Origin of the sequence: Exiguobacterium sp. RIT452, from assembly GCF_003598705.1 — a bacterium.
GTDB lineage: Bacteria > Bacillota > Bacilli > Exiguobacteriales > Exiguobacteriaceae > Exiguobacterium_A > Exiguobacterium_A undae.
Genome location: NZ_QXJB01000002.1, coordinates 537,162 through 558,848 on the forward strand (window position 1 = coordinate 537,162; position 21,687 = coordinate 558,848).

Consider the following 21,687-nt stretch of genomic DNA (forward strand, 5'->3'; position numbering starts at 1 on the left):
GCGGCATTGGTCAGACCAATTACCCCTTATTATAACAAATCTTATTACCTACTACTAGGTCGAACGCGGGACATTTTTCAAGACGATATTCGTTTCCCCGAACCGAATTCGTAGCTGCGCCAACAATTCTTCGTTGTGTTGAATCGCATAGATTCCTGGTAACGGTTTCGTTTCATTGGTATCGGCATAGCGGACGACTACCGGAATATCTCCCGGAGCTGTTTCTAAAATCCGTTCCAACACGGCCAACTCATTTTTGGACGGCAGTTTGATAAACAAAACATCTTGCCCAAGCGGGCGTAACCGTTCCAGGACAAACTGCCGGTTTCCTTCCCGTTCCTGTGCCTTGACTTCGATCAAGAGCACGTTGCCGACGTATAAGGATCTGCTGAACAGCTCGTACTGCTTCGGAAAAACGACGACTTCCTCTGTCGTATAACCGTCGACCGCGTGGATGACGGCCATCGTCTGGGCCCGTTTCGTTTTGAATTCGCGCAGCTGATCGATGTAACAGACGAGATAATGGGTCTGTTCGGCTTCTGCAGAGATGGCTTGAAAATGGGTCGTCTCAACCTGTGGTTTCATCGCCGTCATCAATGGCGAATACGTTAACCAGAATCCAAGTGATTCCCGCTCGAGCCGTGCCCAATCCGTAGCTGTCCGGCTTGTTTTTGCAACGGTCTTTCTTCGCCCGAGACTTGCGAGTTCATCCGGCAACAACGTATTGGACGCCATCGTAAAGTAATCCAAGACTTCTTGTTCAGCCAACGCTCGATCGCCGTGCGTCGCGCGATCCAGTGCTCCGCTGTATAACAGCAGTTCAATCTTCGTCCGTTCTTTTTTCCCCCACCCAACGGCCGATAACAATTGGGTAATCGTTTGCGACGTTTTAGCCGCTTCTCGTAAGCTGTGAAAATCTTTTTCCGTGATTCCACGCAGTGTTTGCAGACCAAGACGGATGCCTTTTCCTTCTAAGGTTGAACGATAATCCGACATCCAGACATCCGGTGGCAACGCTGGCAATCGTTTTTCCCGCATGACACGGACCAGACGTTCCGGCTGATCGATTGAGATGAGAGAAAAGATTTGCGGATGATGTGCCTTCATATATCCTAATGCGTAACTGATTTTCGTATAAGCAACGGCATGACTCCGGTTAAATCCATAACCGGCAAACCGTTCGATTTGATCATATAACGTCTCGGCGACGCTCGCTTCGAACCCATTTCCGAGTGCACCGTCGATAAAACGTTTTTTCTCGGATTCGACTGATTGACTGCTTTTCTTCGAAATCGCCCGACGTAACAGGTCCGCCTGTGCCAATGTAAACCCGGCGACACGGCGTGTGATTTCCATGATCTGCTCCTGGTAGACGATGACGCCGTACGTCGACTGTAAAATTTCCGCTAAAATCGGATGGACCGTCTGATACGGTTGACCCGCTTTCCGTTTCGCATACAAATCAATGAATTTCATCGGTCCCGGACGAAACAGCGACATCGTCGCGACCAAATCTTCAAACCGTGTCGGCTTGACTTCCCGCAAGGTTTGCTTCATCCCGGCTGATTCAAATTGAAAGATTTGATCCGTCTCGCCTTTAGAAAACAGCCGAAGTGTCACGGCATCATCTTCCGGAATCTGTTCAACAGAAAATCCGGGATGCGTGTGTTGAATCAAATGTTCCATCTGACGTAACCGGGTCAGGTTCCGCAGACCCAACAGATCGATTTTTAATAATCCTTGTTGTTCCAGTGCCTTCATCAAATATTGAGTGACGAACCGGTCACTCGCATTCCGATCGACGGGCGTCGTCTCGATGAGATCGTCCGATCCGATGACGACACCCGCTGCATGAATCGAACGTTGCCGCGGCAGCCCTTCAATCGCTTGAGCGAGCTGCAACAGTTGCCGCCGTTTTTCACTGCCTGAGAACCATCGGTAGATTGCCGCCTTTTGTTCCAACCCTTGTAGGGTCGTCGCCTTCCCAAGTTGTTTAGCTGCTGCATCTGTCTCATCTTTCGAAAACTCCAGCACACGTGCGACGTCACGAAGTGCCGCCTTTGCTCCGAGCGTCGACAGCGTTCCGATTTGTCCGACGTGTGTTCTTCCGTAACGTTCGACCAAATAATCAAGCACTTCCTCCCGCCGTTCATCCTCGATGTCAATGTCGATATCAGGCATCGAAATCCGTTCAGGATTCAAGAAGCGTTCAAATAACAGACCGTATTTGATTGGGTCAACTGTCGTGATGCCTAGGGCGTAACTAACGAGTGAACCGGCGGCAGAACCACGTCCTGGTCCCACTTGAATACCTTTTGCTTTCGCCTGCCGGACCAGATCCTCGACGATCAGAAAGTAATCGGCAAAACCGGTTTTTTCAATCACGTTCAGTTCATACTGCAACCGGTCTGTTGCGACGGCATCGACAAGACCGTGTGCCAACAATCCATCGTGGGCCAGTTTTTTTAAAGCCTGATCCGAATTTTCCGTCACCCGTGGTAAGGGACGGGACTGGAACGGTAACACCAACGTCTCTTGCGTGGTTGCCCATCGTTCGACAAGCATCCGTTCCCGCTCCGTAAAGTGTTCCTGTAATTCTTCATTTGACTTCAAATACGCCGTCCGGTTGATTTTTTGTTCTTGAAACGTTGTTCCCTCATCAATCGCCCGGACCGCCTGATAGGCTTCCGCCTCGTCTCGCCGTAAATAACGGACGGGATCAATCGGAATCGTCTCGATTCCAAGTGCATACGCCGCCTGGCGGTAGTGTTCCCGGCTCTCCCGCTCCACGGTGGAGCGCGCCGCCTTTACACCCAAATAAACAGTTGCATTTTGCGCAAGGCTGATCCACTGGGAAACGAGGCGTCGCAACCGTGCTTCATCATCCGGCGCTTGCCGTTTTGGTGCTAAGATGGCAATCAAGTCCGAATGATCCTCGACCGGCATCTGACTCGACAGCCGATACAGTGCCTTCAGACCTTCGCTTGTTTTGGCATACCACAAGATGGTCAGTTCGTCCTCTTCCTGATCTTGTTCCAAACCGATAATCGGAAGCAGGTCCCGTTGCTCGCAACCGGCGATGAATGCCGGCACGCCGGTCAGCGCGGTCTCACAAATCGCGGCTGCATCCGCGCCTCGTTGTTTTAATTCGTCAAGATACCGATCCATTCGAATGGTACTCTGCAGGGGACTATAAGCCGTCCGGACATTTAGCTGAATCATACTGCCTCCTCCATTCTTTTTCATCGTCTATGTTCCACCATTTTAAAACGTTTTCAGAAGTGTCATATCTGCTTGTTCCTGAGTCTCGCCATTCCGTGAATTATTCGCTACAATAAAAAGAGAACATCATGACTTGCATGGAAGGAGAGTTTGCCATGATTTTAAACCGTAGCCAAATCGCTCGCGAAAAAGTTGAACAGTTAAAGTTAGGTGTGACTGCCTTTACTGAGACTGAAGAAATTGCTGAAAAAATCCGGAAGTCTGTCAAGGAACTGGAACTGAACGTCATCGAAGACCACACAGAACGTGGAATTTGGTTCATCCCCCAAGAAGAGGCTTCAACGAATTGAAGACAAAAAGGCTGTTCGCCATGGATCCGACACAGGATTGTAGCGAGCAGCCTCTTTTTGTCTAGAAGCGGAAGGCTCCCGCTACTTCATTCAAACGGGAAATGACACCATCGACTTCGGTTAGATTTTGAATCGTCGCACCGGATGCCATCGGATGTCCCCCTCCATTAAATTCTTTTGCGACCTCGTTGATGACCGGTCCTTTTGAGCGTAGACGGACGCGGACTTCCTGATCCGTCTCAAGGAAGAGTGCCCACGCTTTTAACCCTTTCAGACCGGCAAAGCTGTTCACGAGTAACGACGCCTGTTCGACAGTCGCGTTGAAGGCTTTAAGCGTTTCTTGTGTCAAGACGACATAGCCGACACCCGCTTCCGTCAACTCGATGTGTTGGAGGACATATCCTTGCAGTTGTAAAGCTGCCAGTTCCGTCTGATACATATTCCGGTAAAGCCAGTCCGTGTCGATCCCTGTATCCAATAATTGTGCCGCGACCGAAAACGTCCGGCTCGTTGTCCCTCTGAATTGAAAACGACCGGTATCTCCGACGATGCCTGCATAAAACTGAATCGCCGCCGGTTCCGGGATCACGTATCCCCACTCGTTTAACAGATGGACCAACAACTCTGACGTCGAACTGACCGTCGGATCGACAAGTTGGATATCCGCGTAAGGATCTTCGTCCGGATGGTGATCGATTTTAATCGTCTGTCGACCGCGCAACGCATCCTTACCGTCGATTCGCGCTTCGTTTGCTGTATCTAAAATGATGACCAATGCGTCCGGATACTCATCTGTTTCGACCGCATCAAGCGTCCCCATGAAAGCAAGCGACGTCGCCATCTCGCCGGCTGCTTTTATTTTTTTATCCGGAAATTGGTGTTGCAGAACCGTCCGTAAGCCGAACTGGCTGCCGAGTGCATCCGGGTCCGGCCGTTCGTGCCGATGGATGATGATCGTCGATGCTTGTTCAATCAATTGTCTGATTTGTTCTTTCACAGTGCACAGCTCCTCTAAATATTGATATGATACAAACAGATATAGAAAGAAAAGGAGGTCATCCATATGCAGTTTGTTCTCATTCTGTTAATCGTCTTGTCGCTTGGTGGATATTTACTCGCAAAACGACGTGCATTCCATACGAAAAGTACGAATCGGAAGTTTTTATTTAATACGCAAGCGAGCATCTGGCTCAGCTTGTTCGTCATTTTGTTTGCCGTCAATCAGTTTGTGTCCGGTGACGGTTTGACGACACTGACAGGAAAAATCGTTTGTTCGATCCTGATCGTAATCGGTGTTGCTTCATTTATTGCGGGCTTCATCCGTTACAAAAAAATCTATCCTTATGTCGTCCGGGAAATGGAACAAACGGAACAGTCGTAAAAAAGACGGTCATGACCGTCTTTTTTTATGCTCTGAAAACGACTTATCGATCGATTAGTTGTGAAGTCACGAGCGCCTTCGCGACGATTTGTGTGCCTTGGTACATCTCGACATCGACTTTCCCGAATTTCCGTCCGACATCAAACACGTTCGCCCGAATCGTAATCGTACTTTCAATTTGGACCGGTTTGATGAAGTAGATGCTGACATTTTCAATCACGAGGTCCCCTTTTTTCATGTGACGCAACATCCGCGTTGCGCCTTCAACAAGCAAGGTCGTCAAGACACCACTTGAAGCCGTCCCCATGAAATTAGTCATCTGCGGAGAAACTTCGAGCGAGAGATAAGGACCTCTTGCATCTTCTGCTGCTTTGATTTGTCCCGTAATCAAGTCGTCAAACGTCTCTCCGACCTGCGGTTGCCGGTTCGCCAGTTGTAACGCTTTCAAAACATCTTGCCGACTGATGATACCAAGCAGACGTCCGTACTGATCGATGACCGGTAACATTTCGATTCCTTCCCAAACCATCTGATGGGCGGAATTCGTCACACTGGTCCGGATTCCGACAGTGATCGGGTGACGGGTCATGACTTTTTCGACCGGCCAATCATGCGGACGGTCAATGATATCCTTCGCTGTCACGACACCGACTACCTTCATTTGTTCATCGATGACCGGATAACGATTATGCTTCGTTTGTTCGTTGAGTTCATGCCATCTGGCAATCGGATCGTTCGTCTGTAAATAAAACGTGTCATGCAACGGAATCAGAATATCCGATACCAGTAAAATCTCTTTTTTAATCAGCCGGTCATAGATGGCCCGGTTAATCATCGTCGCGACGGTAAACGTATCATATGACGTCGAAATGATAGGCAATTCCATTTCATCAGCCAGCTTCTTCGCCTCTTCCGTCGTATCAAAACCACCGGTAATCAAAACCGCAGCCCCTGCTTCTAACACGAGTTCATGGGCTTTTTCCCGGTTTCCGATGATGACAAGACTGTCGACATCGATATAACGCATCATCGCTTCGAGTTTCATTGCTCCGATAACAAACTTCGTCAAAGTTTTATGAAGTCCGTCTCGTCCCCCAAGCACTTGTCCATCGACGATATTAACGACTTCTGCGAATGTCAGTTTTTCAATGTTCTCTTTTTGCTTTTTCTTGATCCGGATCGTTCCGACACGTTCAATCGTCGAGACGAACCCTAAATTCTCTGCTTCTTTAATGGCACGATACGCCGTACCTTCGGATACCGTTAGGTCCTTCGCGATTTGCCGGACGGATATTTTGGCGCCCACATCGAGATCCTCAATGTGCCGGATGATCTGTTCATGTTTCGTAGGCATGCTGTATCCCTTCTTTTTCCTATATTCTACTCTCCTGTCATTATACTGTACTACTCGGAAGAATGAAAAGTGTACTAGTCTGATTTCTGAGAAATGTTTTCCAAATCCAACTTTGGTATACTGAAACGTGACAAGAAACGAGAGGTGGGAACGACATGTTAGAACGGACAAATCAAATCAGTCGTGTATTGCAAGAATCAGGAATCGATGTGGCGTTGATTACATCAAAAGCCGGCGTTTTCTATTTTTCAGGTGTCTACGCCGAACCACACGAACGCGTCATGGCGGTCATCGTCGATGCGAATGGAAAACGTGCCCTTTTCTGCCCGGCACTCGAAGCGAATATCGTTTCAGCCAGCCCTTGGGATGGAGACGTCGTCACGTATGCCGACCACGAAAATCCATTTGATAAAATCAGTCAGCTTCTCGAAACCTTTGCTGTCTCAAATAATCGGATCGGAATCGAAGGGGAGCATATGACATTCAGCCGTTTCAAGGAACTGGAGTCCCGTCAGGAAAATGCGGCGATCCTCGATATCGGTGAGCAACTGCAGGCATTACGCGTCAAAAAAGATGCCCAAGAAATCGAAATCCTTCGTGAAGCAGCTGAATTGGCCGATCAAGCCGTCGAAATCGGGAAAAAGGCGATTCGCCCCGGCGTCACGGAAATGGAAGTCATCGCGGAAATCGAGTTTGAAATGAAGAAAAAAGGCGTTCGCGAGATGTCATTTGATACGTTGGTCTTATTTGGCGCAAACAGCGCTGACCCGCACGGTGTCCCTGGTGACCGTGTCATTCAAGAAGGAGACTTCGTCCTGTTTGATCTCGGTGTCGTGTGGAAAGGATATTGTTCCGATATCACACGGACCTTCGTTTACGGAGAAGCGAGCGAAGAACAGAAAACGATCTACAACACGGTCCTTGGCGCACTCGAAGCAGCAACCGCAGCGAGTCGTGTTGGTGTAACGCTTGGTACACTCGACAAAGCTGCTCGGGATGTCATTGAAACGGCAGGATACGGTGAGTACTTTACACACCGGGTTGGACATGGTCTTGGAATTGATGTCCACGAATTCCCGTCACTCGCTTCAAACAATCTATTGACGGCTGAAGCGGGTATCGTCTATACGCTCGAGCCGGGCATTTACGTTCCTAATGTCGGCGGCGTCCGGATTGAAGATGATATTCATCTTACGGAAAACGGACCGGAAGCGTTAAATCAATCTCCAAAACATCTGCAGTCCCTTCCATCTGTACAGTAAATAACAGGGTCCATTCCGTTTTTCGGAATGGACCCTGTTGTCCTATCTTCGAACTTTTCTCCTAAACTCATTGACGCGATTGATGGACGACGTTGACGCCGCCTGTAACATCAAGGATTGCCCCAGTAATCAAACTGGATTCTTCCGCCAGTAAAAACGAGATGGCCCGGGCGATATCTTCCCCGACACCTGTCCGTCCGACCGGCGTCTGATCGTCTGCCGTTGCCTGCTCAATCCGTTTCGATTTGTTCTCACCCACGATATTACCCGGATTGACCATGTTCACGGTGATTCCATGGCCCGCCTCCTCAAGCGCTACACTTTTCGTCAAACTGACCATCCCACTTTTAGCGGCTGCGAATGCTGCCCGTTCAATCCATCCAGGTGCTGACGCACTCTCCGGAAAACCGTATGTAACAATCCGTCCGTAGTGTTGCTCGCGCATAATCGGAAGAATTTTTCGTAACAACCAAAAGCTAGCTGTCAAATTTCCGGTTACGACTTCATTCCACTCTTGATCCGAATAATCGACAAGCGACTTCCGTTCAAAGATATACGGTCCTGCATTTAAGATCAAGGCATCGATGCGTCCGTGTTTCTCTACTGTTTGCTCTACGGCACTCAGTAATTCGTCTTGTTTCGTCACATCGGCTTCAATCAAATGTAAACGTTCGTGCCCGAAGGTTGGTTTCGAGCGATGAAGTGCCGTCACGTGCCACCCTTCTTCGAGCAGGCGGCGGGTCACCATCTCCCCGAGCCCTTTTGTTCCTGCTGTAATTAATGCGTGCCTCATCGTGGCATCGCCTCCTTTCATCTCCTTCCATCTTACGGGTTCCCTTGAGGAAGAACAATTTTTAAATCTCCTTAAATGTTCGTCATCTTCTAATTGAGGGAATGGTATAATAAGGGTGTAAGAATCAGCTGAATACGAAGGGATGGATACAGAATGGCAATTGTATATCATAACATTTTAGTAGCAGTCGACGGTTCAAAAGAGGCAGAACGTGCTTTTGAAACGGCGATTGACGTCTCACTTCGAAACGATGCCAAACTTGTCATTGCACATGTCATCGATACACGGACTTTCGCGACCGTCGAAGCCTATGACCGGACGATCACAGAACGTGCTGAATCGTATGCCAAGGAATTACTGGATGACTATGTCAAAACCGCACAAGAACGCGGTGTCAAAGATGTTGAAGTCGCAATTGAATACGGTTCTCCTAAAGTAACCATCGCCAAGAAACTCGCACCCAACCACAATGTGGATTTGATCATCTGTGGTGCCACCGGATTAAACGCTGTAGAACGCTTCTTTATCGGTAGTGTATCCGAAAGCATTACCCGTTACGCTAAATGTGACGTCTTGATTGTCCGTCTTTAACCGCACTCATTACTATTTTTCAACACTTCACCTGCGGGTGGAGTGTTTTTTTGATCAAAAAAAGATCTATTACACCGATGTGCAATAGATCTGACGGATTATTTGAATTTAACGGTCACGTTACGACGACCCCAGTCAAATGCTTCTGAGCGTGAGTAGTAAAGGATATCAAGCTTTTTCCCTTTAATGGCACCACCCGTATCGGCTGCTGTGTACGTCCCTTTTAATTTCCCTTTGTAATACACTTTTACTGTTGAACGAAGCGGGATGACACGTGGGTCAACTGCAACGACTTTCTTTTTAGAGCTCTTGATGTTCCAACCGATTGCCGTTAAGTTACCACTGCCCGGATCGTACGGTGTGTATGCTGTAGCACTTACATTCGTGAGTGTTTTCCAGCCACCAGTTGATTGTTTTTTAGAAGAGCTGGTTACGACTTTTGAGTAACGGGCACTTAAGTACGCTGTTTTACCTTTGTAGCTGACTTTGTACCAGTTTCCTGTTTTTGCTTTGTACGGTAATGTTTGATTCTTATATAAAAGACCAAGTTTCTTAGACGACGTTGTTGCTTTCTGACGAACAACTAGGCTATCGACCGACGACTTAACATTTTTTTTGGCTGCAGCTTCCGCTTGAAGACCTGCAAACGAACTGAGTGCTAACAAGACTGCTAAAACACTAGCGAGTATCCGTTTCATCATGTAATCTCTCCTCCATAATTGTCCCTGTTTTGTAACTTACATTAATATACATGACAAAATGGAGTAGTGCCGTTACATATAGACCACAAAAAGATGACGCCTTTATTACTATCGTGTTACAAAAGACTCATTTTTTTCAGTTTTAAGTGTTTATTACGTCAAATTGACGTTTAACTTTCTTTTTTTGTATTTTTATATGACAACGTCTGTAACAGAAAATAATTGCGAGCCGATTCATCGTGTTTTGATCGATGCTGAAATCGGGTTTAACGGACATAAAAATGTCCCGCTCCAACAGAAGCTGGAGCGGGACGAAAAGTCATATGCTGTTCGTTTTAAGCGTTTTGCTCGACCAAACCACCGATGCGAACCGTATCACGTGCAATCATCAATTCTTCGTTTGTTGGAATGATGATGACTTTGACCGGCGAATGCGGATAGTTAATGAACAATTCTTCACCACGTGCGCCGTTGTTGAGGGATGGATCCCAGTAAACGCCCATGAATTCAAGTCCACGTAAAACACGCTCGCGAATCGAATCGGAGTTCTCACCAACACCTGCTGTAAAGATGATCGCATCAACGCCATTCATCTCTGCCGCATATTGTCCGATGTATCCATGAATTCGGTTTGCGAAGATTCGGAGTGCCATCTCTGAACGGTGGTTTCCTTCTGTCGCTGCCGACTCAACATCACGTAAATCACTTGAGAGACCAGAAAGACCGTAAATACCTGACTCTTTGTTCATGACGTTCAAGACATCTTCTGCCGTTTTTCCTGTTTTCTCCATCAAGAATGGAATCAAGGCTGGATCAAGCGAACCAGAACGTGTCCCCATCGTGATTCCTTCAAGCGGCGTAAAGCCCATTGTCGTATCGAGTGATTCTCCGCCTGCGACTGCAGCGATCGAAGCACCACTACCGAGGTGACATGAGATCAAACGAAGGTCTTGTAACGGACGACCTAATAATTCAGACGCACGTTCCGTGACATACTTATGGCTTGTACCGTGGAAACCGTATTTCCGAATGCCGTACTCCGTATAATAGTCGTACGGAAGGCTGTACAGGAAGTTTTCTTCCGGCATCGTTTGGTGGAAAGCCGTATCGAAGACTGCCACTTGTGGTACATCTGGTAAAATCGCTTGGAACGCACGGATTCCGATCAAGTTTGGTGGAATGTGCAATGGACCGAGCTCTGTATATGATTCGATGTCTTGCATGACTTCTTCTGTGATGACGACAGAATCAGCATACTTTTCTTTTCCGTGTAACACACGATGTCCGACACCTTTGATTTCGTCATACGATGAGATGATGCCAAATTCCATCAATTTCTCAAGTGACAATTCAACGGCCTCTTTATGTGTAGCAAGTGGAAGAACATCCGTAAACTTCTGTCCTTCACCATATTTAATCGTAAAGATTGCGTCGTCTTTTCCGACACGTTCTACTAAACCAACTGCAATCATCGTCTCATTCGGCATCTCAAGTAATTGGAACTTAAGCGACGAACTACCGGCGTTTACTGCCATAATCTTTGCCATGATTTATTTCCCCTTTTCCATTCAAAATCAGTAGACATTCACATCTGTATGAGTCTTGCTCTATTTCTGTTCTACACTAGAATAGTCAAATTAACAACAGATTTCAATCACTTTGCGCATTTCATTTTAATTCTGTGTTAATCCATTCATCAATCTGTTTCACCATTCCGCCAAAGGCACGGGCATCGGTAAAGGACGGCAACTCTGCCAATAATGCTTGTTTCGGCATCGTCACACCCGCGAGATGATTTCGGACGATCAAGTAACTTTTCGCAGCTTGTTCTTGTTTGAACATCGTCAAAGGCAGCTGGAGTATACCGATGACATGAGCTTTTGTTTCAAAATACTGTTTCAGTTTTCCTTCTGTATCGTGTTGGAACAATCCGTTCGGAATGACGAACACACCGAACCCGCCCGGCTTCACGTAATTCATGGCTTGTTCAATCAGTAGAAAATGACTGTAACTCATTCCTTCTTCCCGCTTTAAGACATACGTCTTCGCTGCTTCTTCATCCGGGTAATAACCGATCGGTAAATCTGCCATCGCCAGATCGACGGGATCCAGCAAGAGTGGGCGCAGTCCATCCTGATGCGTATAGTTGACCGGATAATCAAGCAGTTCCGTGACCGACGCCGATAAACGGATTAACGTCTCATCTACCTCGACCGCTTCTGCGACGGTATCTTTCGGAAGCTGACTGAGGACGGCATGCAACATCCCGCCGGTCCCGCTTCCAAGATCAAGCAGACGGACATCGTCCTTCTTGATTAGTTTCCCGATTAAATAACCCGCAAACAAGGCAACGCTGTCCGGTGTCGGCAAGTGATTCGGTTGCGCTTGTTTCATCCCTTCCAGAATCGCGAGTGAGACCGCTTTACGTACCGTCTCGGATTCTACATTTTCCGTATGCCGCTCATTCAATCGATCGATGACTTCCGTCAAGGCTTCTAAATACGGCATGTCCAGATCACGTTCTAATTTACGTGTTTGTTGTGTCAGTTCTTTATATAACTTTTCTAAAGCTTCCATCTGTATTCCATCCTTTCAAAACGAAACGGCCCCCGCACTTCTTGGGAGCCGTTTTTTCTCATTATCTTCATTGTAGCGGTTTTACGCCGTTTGTAAACTATTCTTACTTCGTCGTTTTTGCACGTTTCGCTGCGGCAAGAGCAGATTCGAAATCGACTTCGTTCGTCGACTCTTCGAGGTACTCCGCGTATACGACTTCATTTGCTGCATCGATGACGAACACCGAACGGGCCAATAAACGAAGTTCTTCAATCGCGACACCGTACTGCGTCCCGAATGACAGATCACGGTGATCCGACAACGTCACGACGTTATCCAGTCCGCTTGATGCACACCAACGACGTTGGGCGAATGGCAAGTCATTCGAAATCGTCAGTACCGTTACGCCTTCGATTCCTGCAGCTTCTTCATTGAATTTACGAGTTTGTGCATCACAGACACCTGTGTCGATAGATGGAACGACGCTGATAATCCGGACGCCTGCATATGTATCGCGCGTCACAGGTGAAAGGTCATTTGCCAATACCTCGAAATCTGGTGCTTGTTGTCCGATTTCAACCGGTTTTCCGATCAATGTGATGTCATTCCCTTTAAATGTTGCCATGTCAATTCCCCATTTCCCGATAGATTCTAAGTCCTGTCCTATTCTACTATAAAAACACACGGACGGTAAAACAAGATTTCTTCAGGTGCCCTCAGCTATCAGTACCGATTTATCCTAAATACAGGTATAATGAAGGAGTTCATGAAACGCTTTCAAGGGGGAATTGACCATGGCTCGAAACAATGTTTACCTGTATTACCGTAATAAACAAAGACACGAGACACAGGTACGTAAACTGATTGAAGTAGGAAATCGGTATGGATTGAATGTCGTCCAGGATCATAAACAAGCCAACATCATCGTTTCAATTGGCGGAGATGGTGCTTTCCTACAAGCCGCCCGCTTTACAGGATTCCGCGAAGATGCCATTTACGTTGGTTTTGCCGAAGGGCCAAATTCGTTTTATTGTGACTTTGACATCAACGATTTGTCGTCCGTTGAGGCGATTTTCAAAGAAACCGGGAATCGTGCTTCGAATGGAGAGATTGAAGTCCGTCGTTATCCGCTTCTGGAAGCTTCGATCAATGGTGGTCCGGGAATGCTTTGTCTCAATGAATGTTCCGTCAAATCAAGCATCATTAAATCACTTGCCATTGAAGTGTATATCGACGGTTTCCTGTTTGAGACATTCCGTGGGGACGGCATGGTCATCTCAACACCAACCGGTTCCACAGCTTACAACAAATCCTTGTCAGGTGCGATTGTCGACCCATTGATTCACTGTCTCCAAGTCAGTGAAATCGCCTCCGTCAACAATAACCGCTACCGGACACTCGGATCGGCGTTCCTCTTGAACCGGGGTCGTAAACTGTCTCTGCGCATCATCGAAGACGGCAATGACTATCCGATCATCGGAATGGACAACGAAGCACTCAGTTTAAAACGGACCGATTCGGTCGATATCCAGTTATCTGAAAAAGAATTGAAGACCGTCAAATTAACAAACAATACATTTTGGCATAAAATCCAACGTTCGTTCTTATAGAATAAAAAAATCTGCCGTTTGGCAGATTTTTTTATTGCCTGTTCCGTTACGTCACCCTTTATCATCATAACCAGGAGGTGTCAGACATGTATTCAACGCAACAATTGGCTCGGCTGGCCGGGGTCTCAAAACGAACTCTGTACCATTACGAAAGCATTGGTTTGCTTACTCCCAGTCACCGGACTCCGGCAGGTCACCGCCGTTATTCAAGGACCGAGCTTCACCGTTTGCAACAGATTTTGTTGTACCGCGAACTGCACGTCCCGCTTTCTCAAATCCCTCCCCTCCTAAAAGGCAACCGGATGGAAGCAAGCGCCGTCCTGCGGGATCAAATTCAACGTCTGCGGGAAACCACCCTGCACTATCAGACTTTAATTGATTTAGCCACTCAGACACTTCAATCCATTGAAGGAGGAATCAACATGAACGATGAGCAACTTTTCCGTGGTCTTCGTCACGAAGAACTCACCACGCTTGAAGCGCAGCATGCCGAAGAAGTAAAAACACACTACGCCGAAACCGAGGCCTACCGGATCAGTCAAATCCGCCACCAACGGCGAAGTCCACAAGAAGCAGAACAATTGAGCCTGCAACACAAACAGTTGGATCAACGGTTGACCCGGTTGTACCGGACTCACCGACCCGTTCACGACGCAGAAGTCCAGCAAGTCGTCCGGGATCAACATGCTTTCATCGACCAGCATTATTATCCGTGTGACCTCACTCATTTTCAGTCGCTCGGACAGCTTTATGTCACCGATCAACGCTTCCGAAACTATTACGAAACGTACGAACCGGGATTAGCCGATTTCTACGCAGCGGCTATCACGGTTTACACCCAAACACGCTGACTTACCGTAAGACGGGATCCGCTTGGAAAACGGTTTTTCCCGCTTGGACCGTCTCAACGAGCTGGTTTCGTAAAATGTCTTCTCCCCGTAATAAATAGAAGTCTTGTTCAAAGATGACGAAGTCCGCATCGTATCCCGGAAGCAACATTCCTTTTCGTCCATGTGTATCGGTTGCGATATGCGGATTTTTCGTGAACAGAAGTAAAGCTTCGTACATCGACAGGACTTCGTTCGTCTTATTGATGTTGCCCGCTGTTCCAGTCGTCGCTGCATATAGGGCACGTCGAACATCAGGATCAGAAATCGGTGCATCCGATCCGCCGCACAGAAGCGCCCCCGTTTCCGCCAGTGACTTCAGACGATACGCCCAGTCCAGCCGGTTCAACCCGAGACGGTCTTGCGCAAAGTCGGCATCGTCGAGCAGGAAGACCGGTTGAACATCAATCAAAACAGGGAGCTTCCGAATCCGTGCCAAGAGTTCCGGACGGACGACCGTTGCATGGATGATTCGGTCGCGTGTCCCTTTTGGTGCCGGATACTTCTCAAGAACCGTCACAAAACGTTCGATCGCCAAGTCACCGATGACATGTGCCGCGACCGTAAAGCCATAGCTCCGGGCTCGTTTTACGAGTTGTTCCAGTTGTTCCGGTGAATGGACTTCGATGCCGCGTGTCGTCGCATCATCTGAATACCCTCTTCCAAGTAACGCCGTCCGTCCACCCAATGCCCCGTCGACAAACAGTTTCATCGCACCAACCGACAAGGTCGGCGGTAACTCAGGATTCGTTTGGATGAACTGATCGACGACCAAATGATGAACGAGCAGGTGCGCATGGAATCCTGTTTCTTCCGTCACTTCCCGGTACGCTTGTAATACTTCCGACAACTCACCATGGTATGCCAAATCTTCTGTATGGGCAGCAATGATGCCGTGACGATACAAGTTCTTGATGGCCGATCGGAGTGAGGCCTTATTCCGTTCGACCGATCCCGATTGTAAAGCATACAATGGTTCGATTGCCGCATCGTACAAGAAACCGTCCGCTTCACCGGACTCGAGCAAACCGATCTTACCGCCTTCGATGACAGTCGATGCCTTGTATCCGAGTTGTTTGAACAGTACATCGTTGACGAGTACCGTGTGGCGATCCGTCCGTTTTAGCAACGCCGGTTCAGTTGGGAACAATTGATTTAACCACGCCTTGGTCGGTGCACGGTCCAGTTTCGTCTCATCATAGCCTTCCGCTACGTGTAAACCATTAACAGCTTCCGCCTGAACAAAGGCTTTCCCCAGTTCATCTAATGTTGCATAACTAGAGGCATCCACCCGTCCGATTGCTTCTCCGTAACCAATCAAATGAATATGCGCATCTGTAAATGCCGGGTAGACAGCTTTCCCATTTAGATCGACAATCGTCGTCACACGTCTTCCGAACCGTCGGCGTAGCGTACCCTCTTCTCCCATTGCAATGATTCTCGTCTCTTCGACAAACATCGCCGGTTGAATCTCATTTTCATGTGTCATCGTCCGGATGACGCCGTTCACATACAGTGTTCCCATCTGAATCGCTCCTTTTGTTTTACAAAAACAGGGTGACCTGAAAGGCCACCCTGAGTTGTCAGTGATGATTATGCATGCATCGTCTCTTGTTGCCCGCATGCTTTTCGAATTCGGTCAATCGAACTTGGATCAAATTGTTCCAATACACGTTCTGCCAAAATGATCGTCCGCTCATAATCTCCTGCGAGGAACTTCGTCTCGGCAATCGTCAGCGACATATGTATCTCATTGTCGTGTCGCCGGAACCGATTGGCATACTGGACGAGTCGTTCTGCGTAAGTGACTTCGAATACTAATTTATCTATCCGTTCTTGCAGAAGTTTAAACGTTCCGTTGACATCTTCGCTCTGCGCCACGACGTAACTGACGTTGAACGGCAGCTCCTCGAAGCGTGATTCGAGCGTCTGCAGGGAACGGTTCGAAGCTTGTAATGCTTCTTCTACCTCTGCCGGGATTTTCGGTAGCCCGAGTCGTTTTAAACGCAGACGTGTCGAGGAAACGATTTGTCGCCATTCCGTGACACGCTGTCGGACTTCTGTTTCTTCCTTGCGCAGTGCCTGCAGTTCCACGGTAAACCGTTCATATTGAATCATCAGCTGTTCTTCGAGACGTACGGCATCCCGCATCTGATCTTCAAGCATGCTGAACGGAATGATCCGACTTGCAATCGACTCATCCAAATCTTTTGCGGCACCAAACAACATTTCTTCATCGCGTTGAATCGACTCGTAATGTTCGCCTAAGTCCGCCGAAATTTCGTAGTTTTCACGTAACATGCTGAACTCTTGCGCCAACTGATGAACTTTCTCACGCATCCGCAAAGCTTTTTGTTTCAGCGATTGATTCTCTTTTTTCACATGGTGACGGGCATCGACTTCACGTCGGAACGTGTCGTACATTTGATCGATGTCTGCCGCAAGTTGTTGGACTTGTTCTTCAAGACCGTTGATTTCAAGAAATTCTAACTTTTTGACGAGACTCAAACGTTGTTCTTCAAACCGTTTAATGTCGGACTGCATTCCTAGAGGCTCAAGCGGATAACCGTCTAACGTCATCTCTTTATAACCGGCACTCAATTGATCGATCCGTTGTCTCAACTCGTGGGCAAGCGTCTTCCAATGTTTCGGAATCACTTCAACGAATTGGCGCGTTTTTTCCACTTGCTCTTCCAATTGAAGACTTGTTTCGTAAGCTTTCGTAACTTCTCCCGCTTCCTCGAACGCAACCATTTCAATTCGCAGCTGGTCAATCGTTTCCGCCTGTTCTTCGAGTTTAGGCAAAGCCGGTCCGAACGAGGTTGCTTGCAATAACAACGATTTCCGGACTTGACTGGAATCGGTTTCCCCTTGCGCTTTTAGTTCTGCGAGAACCGATTGATTTTCCTTGAAGGTCGACATTTCCGTCAACATTCCTTCAATCAACCCTTCCAGCTCACCGATCAATTGCTCTGTTACTTCCAAATCATTTTTGACTGCGACGAATCGGTACCCGTCCAGTCCTTCTTCCGCCCGATACAATGTCTCATCGATTTGTGCGACGTGGACTGTCACTAATTCCTCCCATGCTTGGTGCCAGGAAGTGAATTTCGTCTCCGTCTCACCCGCCATCGGGAGTTCTTTCAGTTCTTGCAACTCCTTCGGAATCGACGCGCTGATGATTCCTTGTTTCCGCAGATCAAGTTCATCGATTTTCGTATAATATTTTTTCCGACTGATCATGCTGAACAGCATGACGAGTAATACGATGACGATGACGCCAATCACCCATGCCCACATTTGTTACGACCTCCACCCTATCAAGCGACTTCATATTCTCATATATTCGCTTTAATCTTATCCTTATAATAGTATAGCGCAACCGATTTGCATAGATTTACTCGGGCTTTTCCTAATTTCTTCCGAACTTTTCAAACCCGTTTCTTGAAATCAATTGTTTGTCAGTCACGTAAAAACCCGATAAGATGAATAAAATATGATTTTTCAGGAGGATGCTACATGTTTGAGACAACGACTTATGATGGTGACCGCACGAAACAATACGAAATGCTGAACAAACAACTGGATGCCTTACTTACCGGAGAAACCAATCAAATCGCCAATCTTGCCAATGCCAGCGCATTGCTTGGTCAATTCCTCGATCGAACGAACTGGGTTGGTTTTTACTTGACTGATTCCGAGCAAAATGAATTGGTCCTCGGTCCATTCCAAGGTCTTCCGGCTTGTGTCCGCATCCCGTTCGGACGTGGTGTTTGCGGGACAGCTGCTCAAGATCAGGTGACACAACTCGTCATGGACGTGCATGCTTTCCCGGGGCACATCGCATGCGACGCAGCAACCAATTCAGAAATCGTCGTTCCATTAATTAAAGATGGAAAAACAATTGGTGTCCTCGATATCGATAGTCCGGAACTCCGTCGTTTTGATGAAACGGATCAAGCCGGTCTCGAAGCGTTCAGCGAAATTCTTCTTCGTCATATTTGATTGACAGCAGGAATCAGCAGACGTATACTTGTAAAAGTGCAGAAATGATAACGATAGCGGTCAAATCGCTTACGTATCACATTTCATGACTCGGCTTTTGCCGGAGGGGCATCGTGTAACTTTGCTATCAAGCGAGGGTGCCACATCATGAAATGGGCGTAACGTGGGTTTGATGGCGTTATTATTTTTATGCAAATAATAACGAACACTAAGGAGGAGTCTTATTATGGCTCGCTATACAGGTCCAGCTTGGAAACTTTCACGTCGTCTCGGTATCTCTCTTACTGAAACAGGAAAAGAAATCGCAAAACGTCCGTACGCTCCAGGACAACACGGTAACAGCCGTCGCAAAATGTCTGAGTACGGTCTTCAACTTCAAGCGAAGCAAACGCTTCGTCACATGTACGGAGTAAACGAACGCCAATTCAACCGTATCTTCAACGATGCTGGCAAAATGCCTGGTATCCACGGTGAGAACTTCATGTTCTTACTTGAAGCACGTCTTGACAATGTCGTTTACCGTATGGGTATGGCTCGTACACGTCGTGCTGCTCGTCAGCTCGTCAACCACGGTCACATCCAAGTTGATGGCGCTCGCGTCGACATCCCGTCGTTCCGCGTGAAACCAGGTCAAACGATCTCAGTTCGCGAAAAATCGAAGAACTTTGTCGTTATCAAAGAAGCACTCGAAGTTGCTCCAGCAACTAAAGACTTCGTTACTTTCGATGCTGAGAAGCTCGAAGGAACGTTCGTCCGTCTTCCAGAGCGTTCTGAATTGAACGATCAAATCCAAGAACAACTCGTCGTTGAGTACTACTCACGTTAATCAGTTGTTTCAAGCATCCACTTCGGTGGGTGCTTTTTTTTATGTTTCTCTTTCTGATGTTTTGTGTTAACCTTTTATTTATATTGGTTAACACATAATGAAGAGGACGTGTCATGTTATGAAAACGAAAGATCTTACATTTATCGCTTTAGGTGCTGCCATCATTTCCGCGGTCAGTCTACTGCCGCAACTCCAACTTGTCGGACCCGTTCCGATCACCCTTCAAATGCTTGCCATCATGACGGTCAGTGCCATCCTCGGCGCAAAACGTGGTGGACTTGCTGTCCTGGTCTTTTTACTGCTCGCTGCTGCCGGTCTCCCCTTACTTGGTGGAAAAGGAGGACTTGCCCCATTCGTCGGTCCGACGGTCGGCTATTTGATTGCTTTCCCGATTGCCGGTTTCTTTATCGGTCTGGTCGCTGAAAAGACACGTCGTTTCCTGCCGCTGTTTATCGGAATGATCGTATTCGGACTTGGACTTGTCTATCTGCTCGGTACATTTGGTTTGATGGCCGTTTTACAACTGTCTTTCCTTGATGCCCTGACCATCAACATTCCATTTATCCTCGGCGACGTATTAAAAGCCTTGCTTGCGACGACGATTGCCGTTCGTTTGCTCCCGCTCCGCTTATTCCGGGTTGCGTAATAAAAAAACAACGCTGACGAATCCCGTCAGCGTTGTTTTTTTTAGGTTTAAGCGTGCTCGAGCACAAAGTATTTCTTTTTCCCACGGCGAATGATTGTGAAATCACCAATCGCATCTTGTTTCGTAATCTCTTTCGTCAATTCCTGTTCCCGATCTCCATTGATGTAGATCGCTCCGTTCGTCACATCTTCGCGTGCTTGACGTTTTGACGGACTGATGTTTGCTTCAACGAGAACATCGACCAGGTTCGTTGCTTCACCAAGTGTAAAACGTGGCATCCCTTTGAAAGCATCGGCAATGTCTTCTGCTTTCAATGATTTGATTTCACCGCTGAAGAGCGCTTGTGTGATGCGTTTCGCTTGTTCCAACGCATCCGTTCCGTGAACGAGAACTGTCATTTCTTCCGCCAGTCGACGTTGGGCAATCCGTTTTTCCGGTGCTGTCTCGACTTCTGTTTGGAGATTTCCGATTTCTTCATGCGTCAGGAACGTAAAGTATTTTAAGAACTTAATGACATCGAGATCGTCGACGTTAAACCAAAATTGGTAAAACTCGTATGGTGTCGTTTTATCGGCATCGAGCCAGACTGCGCCGCCGGCTGTTTTTCCGAATTTCTGTCCGTCTGATTTCGTGACGAGTGGAACCGTCATGCCGAATGCTTTTTGATCATGACCGACGCGGCGGATCAATTCCATTCCTGCTGTGATATTCCCCCACTGATCGCTTCCTCCAACTTGAAGGCGGCATCCTTCATTTTCGTACAACTTCAGGAAATCAAATGATTGCAGCAACATGTATGAGAATTCCGTGAACGAAATCCCATTTTGGAGACGTGAATCGACGGAATCCTTCGCCAGCATGTAGCTGATCGGGAAATGTTTTCCGATGTCGCGTAAGAAATCAATGATCGTCAAATCCTTTGTCCAGTCCAGGTTATTGGCAATCGTCACCGGATTTTCTCCTGCAAGCGGTAAAAAGCGGGACAGTTGTCCTTTGATCCGGTTCGCGAATTCTTCGACGATATCCGATGTATTTAATGAACGTTCCGTCGAACGACCACTTGGGTCCCCGATCATTCCGGTAGCGCCACCCACTAAGCCGATGACATGGTGTCCGGCTTCTTGGAAGCGTTTAAGAACAAGGATCGGCAATAAATGTCCGATGTGCAGGGAATCTGCCGTCGGATCAAATCCTGTGTACAGTGTCGTCGGACTGGCCAACAATTCCTTAATTCCTTCTTCATCTGTCAGTTGGCTGATTAAGCCGCGAAACTCTAAATCTTCAAGTAACGTCATCTGTCTTCCCCCTAAAAATAGTCTAAAAAAAAACCGTCCCCTCGTATAAACGAAGGGACGGAATATTCCGTGGTACCACCCTAATTGCATGATCCTCATGCCACTTAGATTGCCGATAACGGGGCACAGTCCGCTTGATTTCTCAAGAAGCTCCTGAAAGCGTAATTCATGAAAGCGCTATGTCCTAGTTCGCAGCACCACTAGGTCT

20 protein-coding genes and 1 other annotated feature (1 of these 21 cut by a window edge) are annotated in these 21,687 nt (G+C 47.5%); of the genes, 9 read left to right on the forward strand and 11 right to left on the reverse strand.

From position 1 onward, the window contains the following. Window positions 1–54 precede the first annotated feature (54 nt). Window positions 55–3,222, reverse strand: coding sequence for a DNA polymerase III subunit alpha (dnaE, locus tag D3D03_RS08190; RefSeq protein ID WP_119923303.1), 3,168 nt, complete (start codon window positions 3,220–3,222; stop codon window positions 55–57). Between the two features lie 155 nt (window positions 3,223–3,377). Between dnaE and D3D03_RS08195 the strand changes: the two genes are divergently transcribed. After that, the gene (locus D3D03_RS08195; RefSeq protein WP_026832333.1) at window positions 3,378–3,572 is read left to right on the forward strand and encodes a YtzJ family protein; all 195 of its coding nucleotides are present in this window, start codon (window positions 3,378–3,380) and stop codon (window positions 3,570–3,572) included. A 61-nt stretch (window positions 3,573–3,633) separates the two neighbouring features. Here D3D03_RS08195 and D3D03_RS08200 read toward each other — a convergent pair whose 3' ends face one another. Next, a complete protein-coding gene (locus D3D03_RS08200; RefSeq protein ID WP_119923304.1) occupies window positions 3,634–4,569 on the reverse strand; it encodes a DHH family phosphoesterase in 936 nt (311 codons plus the stop codon). A gap of 66 nt (window positions 4,570–4,635) precedes the next feature. Between D3D03_RS08200 and D3D03_RS08205 the strand changes: the two genes are divergently transcribed. Continuing rightward, entirely contained in the window at window positions 4,636–4,953 is a 318-nt protein-coding gene (locus D3D03_RS08205; RefSeq protein ID WP_026832331.1) for a YtpI family protein, read from the forward strand. Between the two features lie 43 nt (window positions 4,954–4,996). Here D3D03_RS08205 and D3D03_RS08210 read toward each other — a convergent pair whose 3' ends face one another. Then, the gene (locus D3D03_RS08210; RefSeq protein WP_026832330.1) at window positions 4,997–6,307 is read right to left on the reverse strand and encodes a DRTGG domain-containing protein; all 1,311 of its coding nucleotides are present in this window, start codon (window positions 6,305–6,307) and stop codon (window positions 4,997–4,999) included. A gap of 155 nt (window positions 6,308–6,462) precedes the next feature. Between D3D03_RS08210 and D3D03_RS08215 the strand changes: the two genes are divergently transcribed. After that, window positions 6,463–7,569 (forward strand): aminopeptidase P family protein, encoded by a 1,107-nt coding sequence (locus D3D03_RS08215; RefSeq protein ID WP_119923305.1) that lies wholly within the window; start codon window positions 6,463–6,465, stop codon window positions 7,567–7,569. A 67-nt stretch (window positions 7,570–7,636) separates the two neighbouring features. Here the strand turns inward: D3D03_RS08215 and D3D03_RS08220 are convergent, their stop codons facing one another. Beyond that, window positions 7,637–8,362 carry an SDR family oxidoreductase gene (locus tag D3D03_RS08220; protein ID WP_119923306.1) on the reverse strand — a complete coding sequence of 242 codons (726 nt, stop codon included), beginning with the start codon at window positions 8,360–8,362 and terminating at the stop codon, window positions 7,637–7,639. A 153-nt stretch (window positions 8,363–8,515) separates the two neighbouring features. Between D3D03_RS08220 and D3D03_RS08225 the strand changes: the two genes are divergently transcribed. After that, the gene (locus tag D3D03_RS08225) at window positions 8,516–8,953 is read left to right on the forward strand and encodes a universal stress protein (protein ID WP_026832327.1); all 438 of its coding nucleotides are present in this window, start codon (window positions 8,516–8,518) and stop codon (window positions 8,951–8,953) included. A 98-nt stretch (window positions 8,954–9,051) separates the two neighbouring features. Here the strand turns inward: D3D03_RS08225 and D3D03_RS08230 are convergent, their stop codons facing one another. The 4 genes from D3D03_RS08230 to tpx all read right to left on the reverse strand — a co-directional run bounded on the left by D3D03_RS08230 (window position 9,052) and on the right by tpx (window position 12,841). After that, entirely contained in the window at window positions 9,052–9,654 is a 603-nt protein-coding gene (locus D3D03_RS08230) for a 3D domain-containing protein (RefSeq protein ID WP_026832326.1), read from the reverse strand. 335 nt (window positions 9,655–9,989) lie between these two features. Further along, complete coding sequence (locus tag D3D03_RS08235; protein ID WP_028105868.1) at window positions 9,990–11,201, reverse strand: acetate kinase; 1,212 nt, start codon at window positions 11,199–11,201, stop codon at window positions 9,990–9,992. 121 nt (window positions 11,202–11,322) lie between these two features. Further along, a complete protein-coding gene (locus tag D3D03_RS08240) occupies window positions 11,323–12,231 on the reverse strand; it encodes a class I SAM-dependent methyltransferase (RefSeq protein WP_026832324.1) in 909 nt (302 codons plus the stop codon). Between the two features lie 103 nt (window positions 12,232–12,334). Next, window positions 12,335–12,841 (reverse strand): thiol peroxidase, encoded by a 507-nt coding sequence (tpx, locus tag D3D03_RS08245; protein ID WP_119923386.1) that lies wholly within the window; start codon window positions 12,839–12,841, stop codon window positions 12,335–12,337. Window positions 12,842–13,004: 163 nt separating this feature from the next. On the opposite strand from tpx, the gene D3D03_RS08250 reads away from it, so the two are divergent. Further along, window positions 13,005–13,820, forward strand: coding sequence for an NAD kinase (locus tag D3D03_RS08250; protein WP_026832322.1), 816 nt, complete (start codon window positions 13,005–13,007; stop codon window positions 13,818–13,820). A gap of 86 nt (window positions 13,821–13,906) precedes the next feature. After that, window positions 13,907–14,671, forward strand: coding sequence for a MerR family transcriptional regulator (locus D3D03_RS08255; protein ID WP_119923307.1), 765 nt, complete (start codon window positions 13,907–13,909; stop codon window positions 14,669–14,671). 1 nt (window position 14,672) lies between these two features. On the opposite strand, the gene D3D03_RS08260 is transcribed toward D3D03_RS08255, so the two are convergent. Together D3D03_RS08260 and ezrA are read right to left on the reverse strand one after the other, a co-directional pair. Next, on the reverse strand, window positions 14,673–16,232 hold the full coding sequence (locus tag D3D03_RS08260) for an amidohydrolase (protein WP_119923308.1): 1,560 nt from the start codon (window positions 16,230–16,232) through the stop codon (window positions 14,673–14,675). Window positions 16,233–16,300: 68 nt separating this feature from the next. Next, the gene (gene ezrA / locus D3D03_RS08265; protein WP_119923309.1) at window positions 16,301–18,007 is read right to left on the reverse strand and encodes a septation ring formation regulator EzrA; all 1,707 of its coding nucleotides are present in this window, start codon (window positions 18,005–18,007) and stop codon (window positions 16,301–16,303) included. Between the two features lie 219 nt (window positions 18,008–18,226). Between ezrA and D3D03_RS08270 the strand changes: the two genes are divergently transcribed. The 3 genes from D3D03_RS08270 (at window position 18,227) to D3D03_RS08280 (ending at window position 20,184) form a co-directional block, all read left to right on the forward strand. Then, the gene (locus D3D03_RS08270) at window positions 18,227–18,712 is read left to right on the forward strand and encodes a GAF domain-containing protein (protein ID WP_026832318.1); all 486 of its coding nucleotides are present in this window, start codon (window positions 18,227–18,229) and stop codon (window positions 18,710–18,712) included. 226 nt (window positions 18,713–18,938) lie between these two features. Then, window positions 18,939–19,538 (forward strand): 30S ribosomal protein S4, encoded by a 600-nt coding sequence (gene rpsD / locus D3D03_RS08275; protein ID WP_012371102.1) that lies wholly within the window; start codon window positions 18,939–18,941, stop codon window positions 19,536–19,538. A 118-nt stretch (window positions 19,539–19,656) separates the two neighbouring features. After that, window positions 19,657–20,184, forward strand: a complete 528-nt coding sequence (locus D3D03_RS08280; protein ID WP_119923310.1) for a biotin transporter BioY — start codon at window positions 19,657–19,659, stop codon at window positions 20,182–20,184. 47 nt (window positions 20,185–20,231) lie between these two features. Here D3D03_RS08280 and tyrS read toward each other — a convergent pair whose 3' ends face one another. Beyond that, a complete protein-coding gene (gene tyrS / locus D3D03_RS08285; protein ID WP_026832316.1) occupies window positions 20,232–21,479 on the reverse strand; it encodes a tyrosine--tRNA ligase in 1,248 nt (415 codons plus the stop codon). A 50-nt stretch (window positions 21,480–21,529) separates the two neighbouring features. Further along, window positions 21,530–21,687: a binding site (T-box leader), on the reverse strand; it runs 47 nt beyond the window's last position.